Here is a 16,335-nt window from a genome sequence, read left to right as displayed (position 1 = left end):
CTCAGCCGCCCAGAAATCGCGCCACGAGGCTGAGCGTCACCGGAATGGTGACGAAGGACATGGCCGTCTGCAGGCTCATGATCGCGGCCATCACCGCACTGTCGCCGCCCATCTGCCGCGCCAGCGTGTAGGACGAGGTCGCCGTCGGCACCGCCGCATAGATCAGCGCCACGGTCATCTGCGTCTGGGTCAGCCCCACCAGCAGCGACAGGCCCACCACCACCGCCGGGAACAGCAGGAATTTGCTCCCCGCCGACAACAGGGTCAGCGGCACGGCGGCGGTCAGCTGGCGCGCCTTCAGGCTGGCCCCGACGCTGAGCAGCATGATCGGCAACGCGGCTGACCCCAGGATACGAGAAGTTTCGTGCAGCACCGGCACCGCCGTCTGCCCCGTGGCATTGGCCAGAAGCCCCGCCAGAACCGACAGGATCAGTGGATTGGTGGCCAGATCGCGCAGGATCCGGCGCCACAGGCCCGACTCGGATCGGTCGGCGTGCAGCGCCACCATGCAGGGCACGATGACAAAACTGGTCACCGGGATGTACATGGCCGAGGCCAGCGCGGCCAATGCCAGCCCTTCGGCCCCCAGCAACTGCTCGGATGCCGCCAGCGCGATGAAGGTGTTGTGGCGCGATGCGCCTTGCAGAAGCGAACTGGCCACCGGGCCGGGCAGCTTCGCGGCCCGTGCCGCCAGCAGCCCATAGATCACCGCGATGAAGAACCCGCCCAGGATTACGACCGCATAGGGGCCGACCATGGCCGGATCCAGATGCGCGGTCGACGTCTGGTGAAACAGCAGCGCCGGCATCAGCACCCAGTAGACGAGCTTGTCGTTCAGGGTCCAGAACTCGAAGCTGGGAATGCCCTTGCGGCGCAGGACATTGCCCAACACCAGCAGGGCAAAGATCGGCGCGATGGCAAGGGCAATGGTCAGCATGCGTCCGGGCTACGCCCGAAGACGCAGCCGTGCAAGGGGGCTTCAGATCCGCAGGAAGGGCTGCGCCAGTCGCGGCAGCAGCGAGGTGAAGCGCAGCTTGGCGTCGGTCACCGCAAGGCAGATACAGGGCTGCGGCCCGAAGGCGATGGGCGTGTGTTCGTCGGATTCATCGGCGACCTCGATGTCGCCGCGATGAAACTCGCCGCCCTCGTCGCGATAGGCGCCCTGCAGGACAAGGGTCAATTCGATCCCGTTGTGACCGTGATCCGGCACCGCCGTGCCCGAGGGGATATATAGCAGTCGCGCCGTGGCCTCGTCAGCGGTTTCAAGGATCGCCTGTTTGACCCCCATGCCGACTCCGCGCCATTTCACCGCGTCCAGATCGCCGCCGATATAGTCCTGCAGCGGGGCCGGAAACAGGCTGTCGGGTCGGGGGGGCGGGGGCAGGGCGTCGGGCATCTTTCCGCCGATCAGGGCCAGCGTGGCGGCCAGGCAATCGTCCGAGATGGTCGCTGCCGGCGTAGTGTCCAGAACGGCACCGCCCACGGCGTCAAAAGTTTCAAGCCGCGCCCGGCTGTCGTCGTCCAGCGACACGTGACTGGCCACGGCAAGGCTGAAGGCTTCGGGCAGGACACCTGCCGAATATGCCATCAGGAACTTGTCTGGAATATGGTGTTGAACCATGGGCCTGGGTTACCTCATCTCGTGGCGCAGCTTCTCCAACGCCAATCTAATGCGCGACTTGATCGTGCCCAGTGGCAAACCGGTTTCCGCAGCGATCTCGCTGTGGGACAGGTCGCCGAAATAGGCGCGTTCGACCAGAAGGCGCTGTTTCTCGGGCAGGGCGGCAAGGGCCGTGGTCAGACGGGCGCTTTCCTGCTGGATGACAAGGACCTCGGACTGTTCCGGTTCCGGCTCGGGCGCCCATGGCAGGTCTTCCGGCTCGGGCCGGTTGAGCTTGCGCAGCAGGTCGATCTTGCGGTTCCGCGCGATCGTGAAGATCCAGGTGGCCACGCTGGCGCGGGTCTCGTCGTATTGATGCGCCTTCTGCCACACGGTTGCCATCACCTCTTGAGTCACTTCCTCGGCCAGACTGTCGCTGGCGCCGGACTTGATCAGGAACCCCTTCACGCGCGGGGCAAAATGTCGGAACAACGCGACAAAGGCCGTCTGGTCCTGCGCGCTTCGGATGCGCGCCATACAGTCGACCCATTGCGTGTCCGGTCGGTCGTCTTCAATCAAGCTGCTCTCACGACAGGTTCGCCATGCCCCGTTCGATATGGTGGTCATATCGTCTAGCGACATATCCGGCCTGCAAGCAAGAACATCTGTTCGTTAGACGCGCCAGCCTTCGGGTCGGATCACTTATTTTCCGTTTCAGTGCGCGGTTTTTCATCCAGTGGCGACCGGGGCGCGTACTAAGGGGCAAGTTCCTTCTGATTTCGGAGTTTCGCCAATGCCCTATGATCGCCTTCCCCAAGCTGCCAAACGCATCGCTGTCATCGGGGGGGGGATTTCGGGCATGGGCGCGGCGCACGCTTTGGCAGCCGATCATCTGGTTACCCTGATCGAGGCCGAACCCCGGCTGGGCGGCCACGCGCGCACGGTGCTGGCGGGCAAGCGCGACGATCAGCCGGTGGACACCGGGTTCATCGTCTTCAACCACGCCACCTATCCCAATCTGCGGGCCCTGTTCGACGAGTTGGACGTGCCCACCGCCAAGGCGCAGATGACCTTCGCAACCTCGGTGGATGGCGGCCGGTTCGAATATGCGCTCAACTCGCTCGACAGCGTGTTCGGGCAGCGCCGGAACATCGCCGATCCCCGGTTCTGGGGCTTCCTGCGCGATATCGCCCGGTTCAATTCGCAGGCCGAGGCGCTGGTCGAGGGCGAGGAGATGACCATCGCCGGGCTTCTGGGCAAGTTGGGCACCGGCGCGTGGTTCCGCGACTATTACATCCTGCCGTTCTCGGGGGCGATCTGGTCGACGCCGACCCATGGCATTCTGGAGTTTCCGGCGGCGGCGCTGGTGCGCTTCTTCCGCAACCATGCGCTGCTGTCCGCGACCGGACAGCACCAGTGGTACACGGTGCGCGGCGGGTCTGTGGAATATGTGCGACGGTTGCACGCCAGCATGACCGCGCGCGGCGTCGATATCCGCACCGGCACCAGGGTCACCGGCGTCACCCGGACCGCCTTTGGCGTGCAGGTCGCGACCGAGGGTCAGGGGTGGGAGGACTTCGACGAGGTCGTTCTGGCCACCCATTCCGACATTTCGCTGAAGCTGTTGCAGGATGCCGATCCGCAGGAACAGGCCGCGCTGTCGGCCATCCGCTATCAGCCCAACACGGCGGTGCTGCATTCCGATGCCCGCCTGATGCCCCGGCGCAAACGCTGCTGGGCCGCTTGGAACTATACCGAGGCCGCGGGTGCGCGCCCCGACCGCATTTCGCTCAGCTACTGGATGAACGCGCTGCAGCCGATCCCCAAGCACGATCCGCTGTTCGTCACCCTGAACCCCGTGCGCGAGATCCGCGACGAGACCATCCACGACACCACCACCTTCCACCATCCGGTCTACGATGTGGGCGCGCTGGCCGCGCAGCAGGTGTTGAAGGCGCGCAACGGTCAGAACCGCACGTGGTTCTGCGGCGCCTGGATGCGCAACGGCTTCCATGAAGACGGGCTGGCCTCGGCGCTGGACGTGGTCGCGGGGCTGCAGACGCCGCTGCAGATCGCGGCGGAATGAGGCATGTGGATCACATATCCGGCCAGACCTTTCATGGCCGCAAGGGAAAGGTGGAAAACGCCTTTCGCTACAGCGTGGACTATTGCCTGCTGGATCCCGAACAGGCGCAGGGCCCGGCGCTGTTTTCGCGCAATCGCCGCAACCTGACCGCGCTGCACGACCGCGACCATGGCGGTGCACCGGGCGAGGGGCGCGGTGTGGCCTGGGTGCGCGAGGTTCTGCAGGCCCATCAGCTGGACAAGGCCGATGGCGACATCCTGCTGCTGGCGCAGCCGCGCGTGCTGGGCCATGTGTTCAACCCGGTCAGCTTCTGGCTGTGCCACGGGCGCGACGGCAGCCTGCGCGCGGTGATCGCCGAGGTCACCAACACCTACGGCGACCGCCATTCCTATCTGTGTCACCACCCCGATCAGCGCCCGATCACCCGGCATGAACGACTGTCGGCGCAGAAGATCTTCCATGTCTCGCCGTTTCAGCCGGTCGCGGGCGACTACCGCTTCCGCTTCGACATCCGCGACGATCGGCTGGGCATCTGGATCGACTACTGCCATGGCGACACCCAGCTGCTGGCCACGCTGACCGGACGGCGGCGGCGGCTGACCAATCGGGCGATCCTGTGGGCAGCGCTGCGGCGGCCATTGGGCTCGCGACGGGTGCTGGGGCTGATCCACTGGCAGGCGCTGGTGCTGTGGTGGAAGGGCGCGCGCTGGCACGTGCGCCCCGAGCCGCCAGCCGACGAGGTCTCGCGATGAACACCGCCGTCGCCGCAACCCCGCGCCTGCTGCCCTGGGCGCTGTATGGTGCCATGCTGTCGGGGGCGGGGCTGCCGATCTATATCTACGCGCCCAAATTCTTTGCCGACACCTACGGCACCAGCCTGTCGGCGCTGGCGGCGGTCCTGTTCGGGCTGCGGCTGCTGGACGTGGTGCAGGATCCCGCGCTTGGCTGGGTGTCCGAGCGTCTGGGCGCGCGGCGGGGCGTGGCGATGGCGGCGGGCGCTTTTGTGCTGGCGCTGTCGATGCTGGGGCTGTTCGCGGTGGCGCCGCCCTTGCCGCCGCTGCTGTGGTTCGCGCTGACCGTCACCGGGCTGTTCTCGGCCTTCAGTTTCCTGACCATCGGGTTCTACGCTCAGGGCGTGCGCCGGGCCGAAACGCTGCCCGGCGGGCATGTGCAACTGGCCGCGTGGCGCGAAAGCGGTGCGCTGGCAGGGGTCTGTACCGCTGCGGTTGCACCCAGCTTGCTGACCGGAGTGGTCGCGGCCCCCTATGCCGTCTTCGCCTGGGGGTTTGTCGCGGTGGTGGCGCTGGCCGCGCTGGCCATGGCGCCGATGTGGGAGTCGCAGGCCGGAGTTGAAAGTACCCCGGTGCCGCTGCGCCGCATTCTTGACGATCACCCCGCCCGCCGCCTGCTGCTGTTGGCGCTGGTCAACGCCGCGCCGCTGGCGGTCACCTCGACCTTGTTCCTGTTCTACGTGGAAAGCCGTCTTGCCGCGCCAGGGTGGGAAGGGCCACTGCTGGTGCTGTTCTTCCTCTCCGCCGCCGCTTCGGCCCCTGGCTGGAGCTGGCTGGCCGGCCTTTGGGGCGCGCGCCGCGCCTTGCAGCTGGCCATGGCGCTGGCCATCGTATCCTTCGCGGGAACCCTGACACTGGCGGCAGGCGATTTGGCATTGTTTGCCGCGATCTGCGTGCTGTCCGGGGCCAGCATCGGCGCCGATCTGACCCTGCTGCCGGCGCTGTTCGCGCGCCGGATGGCCACCATCGCCCCCAATGGCGGGCAGGGCTTCGGCCTGTGGGCGCTGGTGACGAAGCTTTGCCTGGCGCTGGCCGCGGTGGTGCTGCTGCCGCTGCTGGATGTGGCGGGCTTCCGGTCGGGGGTCGAAAATGACGCCGCCGCGCTGTGGACGCTGACTCTTGCCTACGGGCTGCTGCCCTGTGTTCTGAAACTCGTCGCGCTGGTCCTGCTGGCCGCGACCCCAATCGACGAGGTCCGATCATGACCGATCTGGTATTTCTTCTGGCCGGGATGATCCTGGCGCTGGCCGCCTTTGTTCTGGTGCAGAGCCTGTGGTCGTTCCGCGCCCAGACACCCAAGGACTACGCCGGCACCCTGCCTCAATTGGACATCCGGCAAGCCCTGCAGGGGCCGATCCTGTGCGACGGCGTCATCTATGGCCCCGCCGGGCGGGTGACGTCGCGCTTTGTCGCCGACATGCAGGGCGACTGGACCGGACGCAGCGGCGTGCTGCGCGAATCCTTCCGCTATGACAATGGCAGCCGGCAAGAGCGGGAATGGCACCTGACGCTTGGGAACGATGGCAGCATCTCCGGCACGGCCCCCGATATCCTGGGCGAGGCCACGGGTCGCCAGTCCGGCGCAACCGTCTGCCTGAAGTACCGTATCCGCCTGCCCGAGTCCGCCGGGGGCCATGTGCTGGACGTGATCGACTGGATGTATCTGGCCGAGAACGGTGCGCTCATCAATCGCAGCCAGTTCCGCAAGTTCGGCATCAAGGTGGCCGAACTGGTGGCCACCATGCGGCCCGGGATCGATGCGCAGCGCACTGCCGCCGAATGACCCGCGACTGGACCGGAAAACGCTATTGGCTGGTGGGCGCGTCTGACGGGCTGGGCAAGGCGCTGGCGCAACGGATGAGCGCCGAGGGCGCCGAGCTGGTGCTGAGCGCCCGCAGCAAGGACGTGCTGGTCGAACTGGCCGACAGCCTGCCCGGTCCGGCCCGCACGGTGCCGATGGATGTGACCGATGCGGGTTCGGTGGCCCAGGCCATGGCCGAGGTCGGCAAGATCGACGGGCTGGTCTATCTGGCGGCCACCTATTGGCCGATGGCGGCCACCGACTGGGACACTGATCGGGCGTTGACCATGACCGACACCAATTATACTGGCGCGCTGCGCGTGGTGGGGGCGGTGCTGCCGCAGTTTCTGGACCGGGACGACGGCCACATCGTGCTGACGTCGTCGCTGTCGGCCTATCGTGGCTTGCCCGGCGCCATTGGATATGGCCCGTCCAAGGCGGCGGTGATGTCTCTGGCCGAAAGCCTGTATCTGGATCTGGCCCGGACCGGCATCGCGGTGCAACTGATGAACCCCGGCTTCATCCGTACCCGGCTGACCGACAAGAACCAGTTTCACATGCCCTTCCGGATGGAGCCCGAGGACGCCGCAGCGCGGATGCTGCGCCATATGGGCAGGAAGCGCTTCTCGGCCAATTTCCCTTCGGGGTTCTCGCTGGTGTTCCGCCTCAGCCGGTTTCTGCCCGACGGGCTTTACAAACGGTTGTTTGCCGCCAAGACGTGATCCATTGTCTACTTGCGCTGGATCAAGGACCACGGCCTTGATCTGGCCCAAGCCTGCAGAGCAACCGCGGAGGGACCAATGCCAGAAATTCATGCGGATACGATCGCCCAGGTCATCCTCCTGGCGCGGGAAATGGGGGAAACCACCGCCGTCGGCGCGCACGACGGTCTGGCTGGACACTCGGGTCCGGCCGAAGCCGAATTGCGCGCCTTCATCGACGCGCTGACCGAGGATGAGAAATATAACCTTGTGGCCGTCGCATGGGTCGGGCGCGACAGTTTCAGCGCCGATGAATATGACGAAGCCTATGAAACGGCCAGCCAGGAAGACCCCTCTACCACGGCGGCCTATCTGGTGGGCACCGACCTGCTGGCCGACTATCTGGAAAGCGGGCTTGAGGCCCTGGGCATCGATCCCAGCGACGCCGAACAGGATCTGATGTAGGCCCACAGCCCGGTGGATTGGCGGAAAACACGCGCGCGGTGTCGCTTCGGGTTTCTGAGTCCGGGGCGTTGCGCCTAGACTGTGTCCGACGACGGCAAGAGGCACAGCATGACCGGCACCATTCGCTTTACGCTTGACGGCACCGAGGTCGAGGCCCGCGACGGGGAAACCCTGTGGGAGGTCGCCCGGCGCCAGGGCACAACCCTGCTGCATCTGTGCCACAAGCCTGCGCCGGGGTATCGCCCGGATGGCAACTGCCGGGCCTGCATGGTGGCGATTGAGGGCGAGCGGGCGCTGGCGGCCTCCTGCATCCGTACCCCGACCGAGGGCATGGTGGTCACCACCGCTGCGCCGCGCGAGGCGCAGGCCCGCCGCATGGTGATGGAGCTTCTGGCCGCCGACCAACCGCCCCGCGATGCCGCCCATGACGCCGGATCGCATCTTCTGGCCATGGCCGATGCCGTGCGGGTCGAAGCCAGCCGCTTCCCGCCCAAACGCGCCGACCGCATCCCGCTGCTGGACGACAGCCATGTCGCCATGGCGGTCAATCTGGATGCCTGCATCCAGTGCGGGCTTTGCGTGCGGGCCTGCCGCGAGGTGCAGGTCAACGATGTGATCGGGATGGCGGGCCGGGGCGCGGATGCCTATCCGGTGTTCGACATGTCCGATCCGATGGGCGCCTCGACCTGCGTGGCTTGCGGCGAATGCGTGCAGGCCTGCCCCACCGGGGCGCTGATGCCCGCCGCCGTGCTGGATACGGCACAGCGCGGCGACAGCCGGGACATCGACGCCGAGGTCGCCTCGATCTGCCCGTTCTGCGGTGTGGGCTGTCAGGTCTCGCTGAAGGTCAAGGGCGACAAGGTGGTGCGCGTCGACGGGATCAACGGACCGGCCAACGAGGGGCGGCTTTGCGTGAAGGGCCGCTTCGGCTTCGACTATATCCACCATCCTCACCGGCTGACCAGGCCGCTGATCCGCCGCGACGACGCCCCGCCCAAGGGGCTGAACGTCGATCCCGGCAACCTGCTGACCCATTTCTGCGAGGCAACCTGGGACGAAGCACTGGACGCCGCCGCTGGTGGGCTGGCGCGGCTGCGCGACGACACGGGGCGCCGCGTTGCCGGCTTCGGCTCGGCCAAATGCAGCAACGAGGAAGCCTATCTGTTCCAGAAGCTGATCCGGCAGGGCTTCGGGCACAACAACGTCGATCATTGCACCCGGCTGTGCCATGCCTCCTCGGTGGCGGCGCTGATGGAAAACGTCGGTTCGGGCGCGGTGACGGCCACCTTCAACCAGATTGAACACGCGGATGTGGCCATTGTCATCGGCGCCAACCCGGTCGAGAACCATCCCGTAGCGGCGACCTATTTCAAGCAGTTCGCCAAGCGCGGCGGCAAGCTAATCGTCATGGATCCGCGCGGCGTCGGCCTGCGCCGTTTCGCGACCCACATGCTGCAATTCAAGCCCGGCGCCGATGTGTCGATGCTGAACGCCATCATGCATGTGATCGTCGAGGAGGAGCTCTACGACCGCCAGTACATCGCGGCCTACACCGAGAACTGGGAGGCCGAGAAAGCGCATCTGAAGGCCTTCTCCCCCGAGGCGATGGAGCCGCATTGCGGCATCCCCGCCGAAACCCTGCGGCAGGTCGCGCGGGAGTTTGCCGGGGCGCGGGCGGCAATGATCTTTTGGGGCATGGGAGTGTCGCAGCACATCCACGGCACCGACAATTCGCGCTGCCTGATCTCGCTGGCGCTGATGTGCGGGCAGGTGGGCCGGCCCGGCACCGGTCTGCATCCGCTGCGCGGACAGAACAACGTGCAGGGCGCATCGGACGCGGGGCTGATCCCGATGTTCCTGCCCGACTATCAGCCGGTTACGGATGACGGGGTGCGTGCGGCGTTTTCCGAGATCTGGGCATCGGGCGATTTTTCCGCCGAGAAGGGCCTGACGGTGACCGAGATCCTGGATGCCGTTCACGCGGGCGAGGTGCGGGGCATGTATATCCTTGGGGAAAACCCCGCCATGTCCGACCCGGATGTGGAACACGCCCGCGACGCGCTGGCCAGGCTGGAGCATCTGGTTGTGCAGGACATCTTTCTGACCGAAACCGCCAATTACGCCGATGTGATCCTGCCCGCCGCCGCCTTCTATGAGAAAGACGGCACCGTCACCAACACCAACCGGCAAGTGCAGATGGGCCGCGCCGCCGTGACCCCGCCGGGCGACGCACGGCCCGACTGGGAAATCACCATGGCGCTGGCGCGGCGGCTGGGGCTGGACTGGGCCTATACCGATGTGTCCGAGGTCTTTGCCGAGATGAAACGCGGCATGAAGAGTCTCGACAACATCACCTGGGACCGGTTGGAGGATGAGGGGGCGGTGACCTATCCCAGCCTGTCGCCCGAGGATCCGGGACAGGCGGTGGTCTTTGGCGACGGCTTCCCGCGCGCCGGGGGCCGGGCGCGGTTCACACCCGCCGACATCGTCGCCCCGGCCGAAGCCCCGGATGCGGAGTTCCCGATGGTGCTGACCACCGGGCGGCAGTTGGAGCACTGGCACACCGGCTCGATGACCCGCCGGGCGACGGTGCTGGATGCGGTGGAGCCCGAGGCCAATTGCTCGCTGCACCCGTCAACCCTGCGCAAACTGGGGGTGGACCCCGGCGGGTTGGTGCGGCTGACCACGCGCCGGGGCAGTGTCACCGTGATGGCGCGGGCCGATCGTGCGGTCAGCCCGGATATGGTGTTTCTGCCGTTTGCCTATGTGGAAGCCGCCGCCAACATCCTGACCAACCCGGCGCTGGATCCCTACGGCAAGATCCCCGAGTTCAAATATGCGGCGGTGCGGGTGGAAAAGGCCGAAACGCTGGCGGCGCAATAGCCGCCCGTTGCGGTCACAGGCCCAGCATTGCCTTGACTGTCGGCAAGCCCGCAGCAGCGGCCATGCCCACCACCACACCGGCCACAACGCGGGGAATCACCCCGCCGATGGCCGGGGACAGAAGGCTGAGCGCGGCACAGATCACCGCGTAATAGGTCATCGCAATCGTATCCATATTCCATGATTAGCATGTCCCTGCGCGCCCGTGTCGCAAATTAAATAAACGAACGTTCAAAAAATGATTTGACCTCTCGCGCTGAGCCGCGATTATGGGGTCAGAACCTGGGCCGTCAGCCGGGCAGTCAACCCGGCACAGACCGGGATAAGGGAGGGATAAACTTTGGCATCAACTGCCCAGGCCGCCGGGGAACTGGCGTCCATTCCGCGCATTCTGGCCCGCAACGCGGCCCTTTATGGGGATCGCCCGGCCTATCGGGAGAAGGATCTCGGGATCTGGCAGGCCTGGACCTGGGCCGAGGCCGCCGCCGAGATCGAGGCGCTGGCGCTGGGGTTCATGACCCTTGGCGCGCAGCCCGGCGACAAGATCGCCATCATCGGCCGCAACCGCCCGGCGCTGTACTGGGCGATGATCTCGGCGCAGATGGTGGGTGCTGTGCCGGTGCCGCTGTATCAGGATGCGGTGGGCGAAGAGATCGCCTTCGTTCTGGAGCATTGCGAGGCCCGTTTCGTCGTCGCCGGCGACCAGGAACAGGTCGACAAGATGGTGGATGTGAAGGACAGCCTGCAACATCTCGACCACATCATCTATCTGGACCCGCGCGGTCTGCGGAAATACGACCACCAGCATCTGACCGCCTATACCGAGTTGCAGGACAAGGGCCGCGCTGCCCGGGACGAGCTGCGGCCCGAGATCAAGCGCCGCTCGGACGCCTTGGGCTATGACGACACCTGCGTGATGCTGTATACATCGGGCACGACCGGGCGGCCCAAGGGCGTGGTTCTGTCGAACCGCAACATCATCGAAACCGCCAAGAATTCAGCCGAATTCGATCATCTGCGCCAGTCCGAAGAAATCCTTGCCTATCTGCCCATGGCCTGGGTCGGGGATTTCATCTTCTCGGTCGGGCAGGCCATGTGGTGCGGCTTCTGCGTGAACTGTCCCGAAAGCGCGGACACGATGATGACCGACATGCGCGAGATCGGGCCGACCTATTATTTTGCCCCGCCGCGGGTGTTCGAGGCCAAGCTGACCTCGGTGATGATCCGGATGGAGGATGCGGGCCGTTTCAAGCGCTGGCTGTTCAAGAAGTACATGGCCGTGGCCCACCGCGTGGGCCCGGCGATTCTGGACGGCAAGCCCGTTTCGGGCGGCGATCGTCTGGCCTATCGGTTGGGCGAGATCCTTGTCTACGGGCCGCTGAAGAACACGCTGGGCCTGTCGCGGGTGCGTGTCGGCTATACGGCGGGGGAGGCCATCGGGCCGGAGATTTTCGACTTCTACCGCTCGCTGGGGATCAACCTGAAGCAGCTTTATGGGCAGACCGAGGCCTCGGTCTTCATCACCCAGCAGCGCGACGGCGAGGTGTTCTCGGATACCGTGGGCACGCCCACACCGGGGGTGGAACTGCGCATCGACGAGGCCACGCGCGAGGTGTATTACCGCTCGCCCGGTGTTTTCGTCGAATACTACCGCAATCCGGAGAGCACCGCCTCGACCAAGGATGCCGAAGGCTGGGTGGCCACGGGGGATGCGGGTTTCATCGACCCGGAGTCCGGGCATCTGCGCATCATCGACCGCGCCAAGGACGTAGGCGAGATGGCCGATGGCCGTCTGTTCGCGCCGAAATACGTCGAGAACAAGCTGAAGTTCTATCCCGACATTCTGGAAGTGGTGGTCTTCGGCAATGGCCGCGACCGCTGCACCGCCTTCATCAACATTGACCTGACCGCCGTCGGCAACTGGGCCGAGCGCAACAACATCGCCTATGGCTCCTATCAGGAACTCGCGGGCCATCCCAAGGTGCTGGACACGATCCAGTCGCACGTGGAGGAGGTCAACGCGAGCCTGGCCAACGATCCCATGCTGTCGGGCTGCCAGATCCACAGATTCCTGGTTCTGCACAAGGAGTTGGACGCCGACGATGGCGAGTTGACCCGGACCCGCAAGGTGCGCCGCCGCATCATCGAAGAGAAATTCGCCGATCTGATCGCGGGGCTTTATGACGGCTCCGAAAAGGTCTCGACCGTCACCGAAGTGACCTATGAGGATGGGCGCAAGGGCGCGATCAGCGCGACGCTGGAACTGCGCGACGCCAAGGTCCAGCCGACAGAAAACAGGATGGCCGCCGAATGACCGCCTTTCCCGACGAAAGCTTTGTCACCCCGGACGGCCGCACCATCGGTGGTGTGCTGATGGAGATGCGCAACATCACCCTGCGGTTCGGTGGTGTGATCGCGATCAAGGACATCAGCTTTGACATCCGCGAGGGCGAGATCCGCGCCATCATCGGGCCGAACGGCGCCGGCAAGTCGTCGATGCTCAATGTGATCAGCGGGTTCTACAATCCGCAGGAGGGCGAGGTGCTGTTCCACGGCAAGAAGCGCCCGCCGATGCGCCCCTATCAGGTGGCGCGTCAGGGCATCGCCCGCACCTTCCAGAACATCGCGCTGTTTGACGGCATGTCGGTGCTGGACAACATCATGACCGGCCGGTTGACCCATATGAAAACGGGACTTCTGGAGCAGGCGATCTGGTGGGGCAAGGCCGAGCGTGAAGAGGTCGCCAACCGCCGCAAGGTCGAGGAAATCATTGATTTTCTCGAGATCGAGCACATCCGCAAGACGCCGGTGGGCCGCCTGCCCTATGGCCTGAAGAAACGCGTCGAACTGGCCCGTGCACTGGCCGCCGAGCCGAGGATCCTGCTGCTGGACGAGCCCATGGCGGGCATGAACGTCGAGGAGAAGGAGGACATGTGCCGCTTCATTCTGGATGTGAACGACGAATACGGCACCACCATCGCCCTGATCGAACATGACATGGGCGTGGTCATGGACCTGTCCGACCGGGTGGTGGTGATGGATTACGGCAAGAAGATCGGCGACGGCACCCCCGACGAGGTGCGCGCCAGCAAAGAGGTCATCGATGCCTATCTGGGGGTGGCGCATGACTGAGATCTGCCCTCCGACCGTCCGTTGGAAACCGTCTGGAAACTGTCTGGCCGGTGTATTGCGACCGAAACACTTGGACATCCCCGCGAATGGAGGCCGTTGCCATGCCTGATCAGGTTCTTTTCGCCATGGAGGTCATGCTCAACGGCCTGATGGCCGGGGTCATGTATGCGCTCGTCGCGCTGGGCTTCGTGCTGATCTACAAGGCGTCGGGCATCTTCAACTATGCGCAGGGCGTCATGGCCCTGTTCGCGGCGCTGACGCTGGTCGGCATCCAGCAGGGCCAAGTGCCCTTCGCGCATCTCATCAACGCGGTCTTTGGCACCGAGATCCATCACTTCGGCTGGCACCTGCCCGCCATCGTGGCCATCGTGCTGACCATCGGGGTGATGATCGGTCTGGCCATCCTGATCGAGTATTTCGTGCTGAAACATCTGGTCAATCAGGAGCCGATCATCCTGTTCATGGCCACCATCGGACTGGCCTATTTCCTGGAAGGGGTCGGCGACCTGATGTGGGGGTCGGAGATCAAGAAGATGGACGTGGGGTTGCCACAAGGCCTGTCCGAGTTCATCGACACCACCACCTACAACTGGTTCGGCTACGGCTTCTTCATCGACCGGCTGGACATCGCCGCCACGATCATCGCCGCCATCCTGGTGGCCGGGCTGGTGGCCTTCTCGCAATATACCAAGCAGGGCCGGGCACTGCGCGCGGTGGCCGACGATCATCAGGCGGCGTTGTCGGTGGGCATCTCGCTGCAGTTCATCTGGGTGCTGGTCTGGTCCATCGCGGGCTTCGTGGCGCTGGTCGCGGGCATCATGTGGGGCGCGAAATCGGGGGTGCAATTCTCGCTGTCGCTGATCGCGCTGAAGGCCTTGCCGGTGCTGATGCTGGGCGGCTTCACCTCGATTCCCGGCGCCATCGTCGGCGGGTTGATCATTGGTGTCGGCGAGAAGCTGTTCGAGTTCACGATCGGCCCGCTTGTGGGCGGTGCCACCGAGAACTGGTTTGCCTATGTACTGGCGCTTTTGTTCCTTGTTTTCAGGCCGCAGGGCCTGTTCGGCGAAAAGATCATCGAGCGGGTATGACCATGTTAGCGGATAACGCTGCAGCGCAGCAAAAATGCATGGCAGATATGCGCTTGACGCATGGGGGGCGAGTCAGGCAATGTCCGCCCGCAACGGTGCGTCGCGAACTGGCGGTGCAGTTGTCAAGGGATACATTGGATGAAGAAAATCTGGGCCATCATCACGGTTGTCGGCTTTACGGCGTTCTGGACCTATGGGTTCATCGCGGCGGCTGGCGTGATGGGCGACCGGTCCACGCATCCGATCACCTTCGTTCTGTGTTTGCTGGGGCTCGGCGCCGGTCTTATCGGCTGGGTGCAGATCATGCGCCTGTCGCCGCGGATGCACGGGCGTCGCGCAGCTGCACGGGCGCGGCTGGAGGAGGAGTACCAGCAAACCGCGAGTTGACGTCTGCTGCGCGAGGAGGAGCGAGCGGCGGACATGTGATCGTAGTGCACGCGGTGCTTTCGGGCCCGCTCGCTGCGCACGATCAAACGGGTGGGACTTCCGGTGGAGGCTGGAAGTCCCATTCCCGTTTCTGGGGGGGGGGTTCGGCCCGACCAGCGGCTGATGACCCCGGATCGAACGCCGGAAAAACCAAGACATATCATGGGATTGACCTGAACCGCCAGCTTCGGCCGGTCGGGTCGCATCCCTGTTCCCGGACCGGGGCGCCGCGCCCCGCGGCGGCCTGAGGAGGAGCGGAGATGTTTTACCGTGAAGCGGGCGACTTCAAGACCAGCTATGTCGCCGACAACCAGACCTTTCCCATCGCCTTCGACCGCTACCGCTATTACGTGGTGCTGGCGGTGGCCTTCCTTGTGGTGCCCTTCATCGTCAACGACTATTGGGCCAATGCGGTTCTGCTGCCGTTCCTGATCTGGGCGATCGCGGCCATCGGGCTGAACATCCTGACCGGGTACTGCGGGCAGGTCAGCCTTGGCACCGGCGGCTTCATGGCCGTGGGCGCCTATTCCTGCTACAAGTTCATGACCGCCTTTCCCGATCTGAATATCGCCTTCTGCGTGTTGCTGGGGGGTGGAGTCACGGCCTTGGTGGGCGTGTTGTTCGGCTTGCCGAGCCTGCGAATCAAGGGCTTCTACCTGGCGGTGGCGACGCTGGCGGCGCAGTTCTTCCTGGTCTGGCTGTTCAACCGGGTGCCGTGGTTCTACAACTATTCCGCTTCGGGCCAGATCAGCGCGCCGGAACGCACCGTCTTTGGCATACCGGTGACCGGTCCCAACACCAGCGCCTGGGCGACCTATCTGTTCTGCCTGGTGTTCCTGGTGGCGCTGGCCTGGCTGGCGCGCAACCTGACACGGGGCACCGTGGGCCGCACCTGGATGTCGATCCGCGACATGGATATCGCCGCCGAGATCATCGGCGTGAACCCGCTGCGCGCCAAACTGACCGCCTTTGCCGCGTCGTCCTTCTTCGTGGGGATCGCCGGGGCGCTGTTCTTCTCGGTTTACCTGGGCGCGGTCGAGGTCGGCGAGGCTTTCGGCATCAACAAGTCGTTCCTGGTGCTGTTCATGATCATCATCGGCGGGCTGGGGTCGATCTTCGGATCGCTGGCCGGCGCGGCCTTCATGGTGCTGCTGCCGGTGCTGCTGAAGAACGTGCTGGTCGGCGGCTTCGGCTGGGACACGGCGCTGGCGGCGCATCTGGAACTGGTGATCGTCGGGGCGCTGATCATCGGCTTCCTGATCGCCGAGCCGCATGGGCTGGCCCGACTGTGGGAACTTGCGAAGGAAAAACTGCGGCTGTGGCCTTTCCCGCATTGAGGGGGCCACTGCCGGTGCCGGTTGG

16 protein-coding genes are annotated in these 16,335 nt (G+C 65.1%); 12 read left to right on the top strand and 4 right to left on the bottom strand.

Going from position 1 to position 16,335, the window contains the following annotated elements; genetic code table 11:
• Position 1 precedes the first annotated feature (1 nt).
• From AB0T83_RS14060 to AB0T83_RS14050, 3 genes are read right to left on the bottom strand one after another with little or no spacing between them, the layout of a single operon-like run.
• Complete coding sequence (locus AB0T83_RS14060; RefSeq protein ID WP_366193807.1) at positions 2–937, bottom strand: AEC family transporter; 936 nt, start codon at positions 935–937, stop codon at positions 2–4.
• Between the two features lie 42 nt (positions 938–979).
• Positions 980–1,621, bottom strand: coding sequence for a ChrR family anti-sigma-E factor (locus tag AB0T83_RS14055; protein WP_366193806.1), 642 nt, complete (start codon positions 1,619–1,621; stop codon positions 980–982).
• 9 nt (positions 1,622–1,630) lie between these two features.
• Entirely contained in the window at positions 1,631–2,137 is a 507-nt protein-coding gene (locus AB0T83_RS14050; RefSeq protein WP_366193805.1) for a sigma-70 family RNA polymerase sigma factor, read from the bottom strand.
• A gap of 256 nt (positions 2,138–2,393) precedes the next feature.
• On the opposite strand from AB0T83_RS14050, the gene AB0T83_RS14045 reads away from it, so the two are divergent.
• The 7 genes from AB0T83_RS14045 (at position 2,394) to fdhF (ending at position 10,327) form a co-directional block, all read left to right on the top strand.
• The gene (locus AB0T83_RS14045) at positions 2,394–3,686 is read left to right on the top strand and encodes an NAD(P)/FAD-dependent oxidoreductase (protein WP_366193803.1); all 1,293 of its coding nucleotides are present in this window, start codon (positions 2,394–2,396) and stop codon (positions 3,684–3,686) included.
• Positions 3,683–4,438, top strand: a complete 756-nt coding sequence (locus AB0T83_RS14040) for a DUF1365 domain-containing protein (RefSeq protein ID WP_366193802.1) — start codon at positions 3,683–3,685, stop codon at positions 4,436–4,438. The genes AB0T83_RS14045 and AB0T83_RS14040 overlap by 4 nt, the downstream gene beginning before the upstream one ends.
• Positions 4,435–5,682 carry an MFS transporter gene (locus AB0T83_RS14035; RefSeq protein ID WP_366193801.1) on the top strand — a complete coding sequence of 416 codons (1,248 nt, stop codon included), beginning with the start codon at positions 4,435–4,437 and terminating at the stop codon, positions 5,680–5,682. The genes AB0T83_RS14040 and AB0T83_RS14035 overlap by 4 nt, the downstream gene beginning before the upstream one ends.
• A complete protein-coding gene (locus AB0T83_RS14030; protein ID WP_366193800.1) occupies positions 5,679–6,260 on the top strand; it encodes a DUF3833 domain-containing protein in 582 nt (193 codons plus the stop codon). The genes AB0T83_RS14035 and AB0T83_RS14030 overlap by 4 nt, the downstream gene beginning before the upstream one ends.
• On the top strand, positions 6,257–7,000 hold the full coding sequence (locus tag AB0T83_RS14025) for an SDR family NAD(P)-dependent oxidoreductase (protein WP_366193799.1): 744 nt from the start codon (positions 6,257–6,259) through the stop codon (positions 6,998–7,000). The genes AB0T83_RS14030 and AB0T83_RS14025 overlap by 4 nt, the downstream gene beginning before the upstream one ends.
• 78 nt (positions 7,001–7,078) lie before the next feature.
• On the top strand, positions 7,079–7,444 hold the full coding sequence (locus tag AB0T83_RS14020) for a DUF3775 domain-containing protein (RefSeq protein ID WP_366193798.1): 366 nt from the start codon (positions 7,079–7,081) through the stop codon (positions 7,442–7,444).
• Positions 7,445–7,552: 108 nt separating this feature from the next.
• Positions 7,553–10,327 carry a formate dehydrogenase subunit alpha gene (gene fdhF, locus AB0T83_RS14015; protein ID WP_366193797.1) on the top strand — a complete coding sequence of 925 codons (2,775 nt, stop codon included), beginning with the start codon at positions 7,553–7,555 and terminating at the stop codon, positions 10,325–10,327.
• Positions 10,328–10,340: 13 nt separating this feature from the next.
• On the opposite strand, the gene AB0T83_RS14010 is transcribed toward fdhF, so the two are convergent.
• Positions 10,341–10,502 carry a hypothetical protein gene (locus AB0T83_RS14010; protein ID WP_366193795.1) on the bottom strand — a complete coding sequence of 54 codons (162 nt, stop codon included), beginning with the start codon at positions 10,500–10,502 and terminating at the stop codon, positions 10,341–10,343.
• A 165-nt stretch (positions 10,503–10,667) separates the two neighbouring features.
• On the opposite strand from AB0T83_RS14010, the gene AB0T83_RS14005 reads away from it, so the two are divergent.
• The 5 genes from AB0T83_RS14005 to AB0T83_RS13985 all read left to right on the top strand — a co-directional run bounded on the left by AB0T83_RS14005 (position 10,668) and on the right by AB0T83_RS13985 (position 16,310).
• Entirely contained in the window at positions 10,668–12,641 is a 1,974-nt protein-coding gene (locus AB0T83_RS14005; protein WP_366193793.1) for an AMP-binding protein, read from the top strand.
• On the top strand, positions 12,638–13,459 hold the full coding sequence (locus AB0T83_RS14000; RefSeq protein ID WP_366193791.1) for an ABC transporter ATP-binding protein: 822 nt from the start codon (positions 12,638–12,640) through the stop codon (positions 13,457–13,459). The genes AB0T83_RS14005 and AB0T83_RS14000 overlap by 4 nt, the downstream gene beginning before the upstream one ends.
• 101 nt (positions 13,460–13,560) lie before the next feature.
• Positions 13,561–14,547 carry a branched-chain amino acid ABC transporter permease gene (locus tag AB0T83_RS13995; RefSeq protein WP_366193789.1) on the top strand — a complete coding sequence of 329 codons (987 nt, stop codon included), beginning with the start codon at positions 13,561–13,563 and terminating at the stop codon, positions 14,545–14,547.
• Between the two features lie 138 nt (positions 14,548–14,685).
• Positions 14,686–14,934: a hypothetical protein gene (locus tag AB0T83_RS13990; protein WP_366193787.1), complete on the top strand. Its 249-nt coding sequence runs from the start codon at positions 14,686–14,688 to the stop codon at positions 14,932–14,934.
• A 299-nt stretch (positions 14,935–15,233) separates the two neighbouring features.
• On the top strand, positions 15,234–16,310 hold the full coding sequence (locus AB0T83_RS13985) for a branched-chain amino acid ABC transporter permease (protein ID WP_366193785.1): 1,077 nt from the start codon (positions 15,234–15,236) through the stop codon (positions 16,308–16,310).
• The last annotated feature ends 25 nt before the right edge of the window (positions 16,311–16,335 follow it).

The sequence above is a fragment of the Meridianimarinicoccus marinus genome (assembly GCF_040689105.1).
Classification (GTDB): domain Bacteria; phylum Pseudomonadota; class Alphaproteobacteria; order Rhodobacterales; family Rhodobacteraceae; genus Meridianimarinicoccus; species Meridianimarinicoccus marinus.
Note: the sequence above shows the minus strand (reverse complement) of the source record. Positions and strands in the feature narration are given on the sequence as shown.

Bases quoted from the DNA above. Each gene is read 5' to 3' on its own strand.
- AB0T83_RS13990 (WP_366193787.1), top strand. From the start codon at position 14,686: ATGAAGAAAATCTGGGCCATCATCACGGTTGTCGGCTTTACGGCGTTC.
- AB0T83_RS14010 (WP_366193795.1), bottom strand. From the start codon at position 10,502: ATGGATACGATTGCGATGACCTATTACGCGGTGATCTGTGCCGCGCTC.
- AB0T83_RS14045 (WP_366193803.1), top strand. From the start codon at position 2,394: ATGCCCTATGATCGCCTTCCCCAAGCTGCCAAACGCATCGCTGTCATC.
- AB0T83_RS13995 (WP_366193789.1), top strand. From the start codon at position 13,561: ATGCCTGATCAGGTTCTTTTCGCCATGGAGGTCATGCTCAACGGCCTG.
- AB0T83_RS14000 (WP_366193791.1), top strand. From the start codon at position 12,638: ATGACCGCCTTTCCCGACGAAAGCTTTGTCACCCCGGACGGCCGCACC.
- AB0T83_RS14055 (WP_366193806.1), bottom strand. From the start codon at position 1,621: ATGGTTCAACACCATATTCCAGACAAGTTCCTGATGGCATATTCGGCA.
- AB0T83_RS14025 (WP_366193799.1), top strand. From the start codon at position 6,257: ATGACCCGCGACTGGACCGGAAAACGCTATTGGCTGGTGGGCGCGTCT.
- AB0T83_RS14030 (WP_366193800.1), top strand. From the start codon at position 5,679: ATGACCGATCTGGTATTTCTTCTGGCCGGGATGATCCTGGCGCTGGCC.
- AB0T83_RS14020 (WP_366193798.1), top strand. From the start codon at position 7,079: ATGCCAGAAATTCATGCGGATACGATCGCCCAGGTCATCCTCCTGGCG.
- AB0T83_RS14040 (WP_366193802.1), top strand. From the start codon at position 3,683: ATGAGGCATGTGGATCACATATCCGGCCAGACCTTTCATGGCCGCAAG.
- AB0T83_RS14060 (WP_366193807.1), bottom strand. From the start codon at position 937: ATGCTGACCATTGCCCTTGCCATCGCGCCGATCTTTGCCCTGCTGGTG.
- AB0T83_RS13985 (WP_366193785.1), top strand. From the start codon at position 15,234: ATGTTTTACCGTGAAGCGGGCGACTTCAAGACCAGCTATGTCGCCGAC.
- fdhF (WP_366193797.1), top strand. From the start codon at position 7,553: ATGACCGGCACCATTCGCTTTACGCTTGACGGCACCGAGGTCGAGGCC.
- AB0T83_RS14035 (WP_366193801.1), top strand. From the start codon at position 4,435: ATGAACACCGCCGTCGCCGCAACCCCGCGCCTGCTGCCCTGGGCGCTG.
- AB0T83_RS14050 (WP_366193805.1), bottom strand. From the start codon at position 2,137: ATGGCGCGCATCCGAAGCGCGCAGGACCAGACGGCCTTTGTCGCGTTG.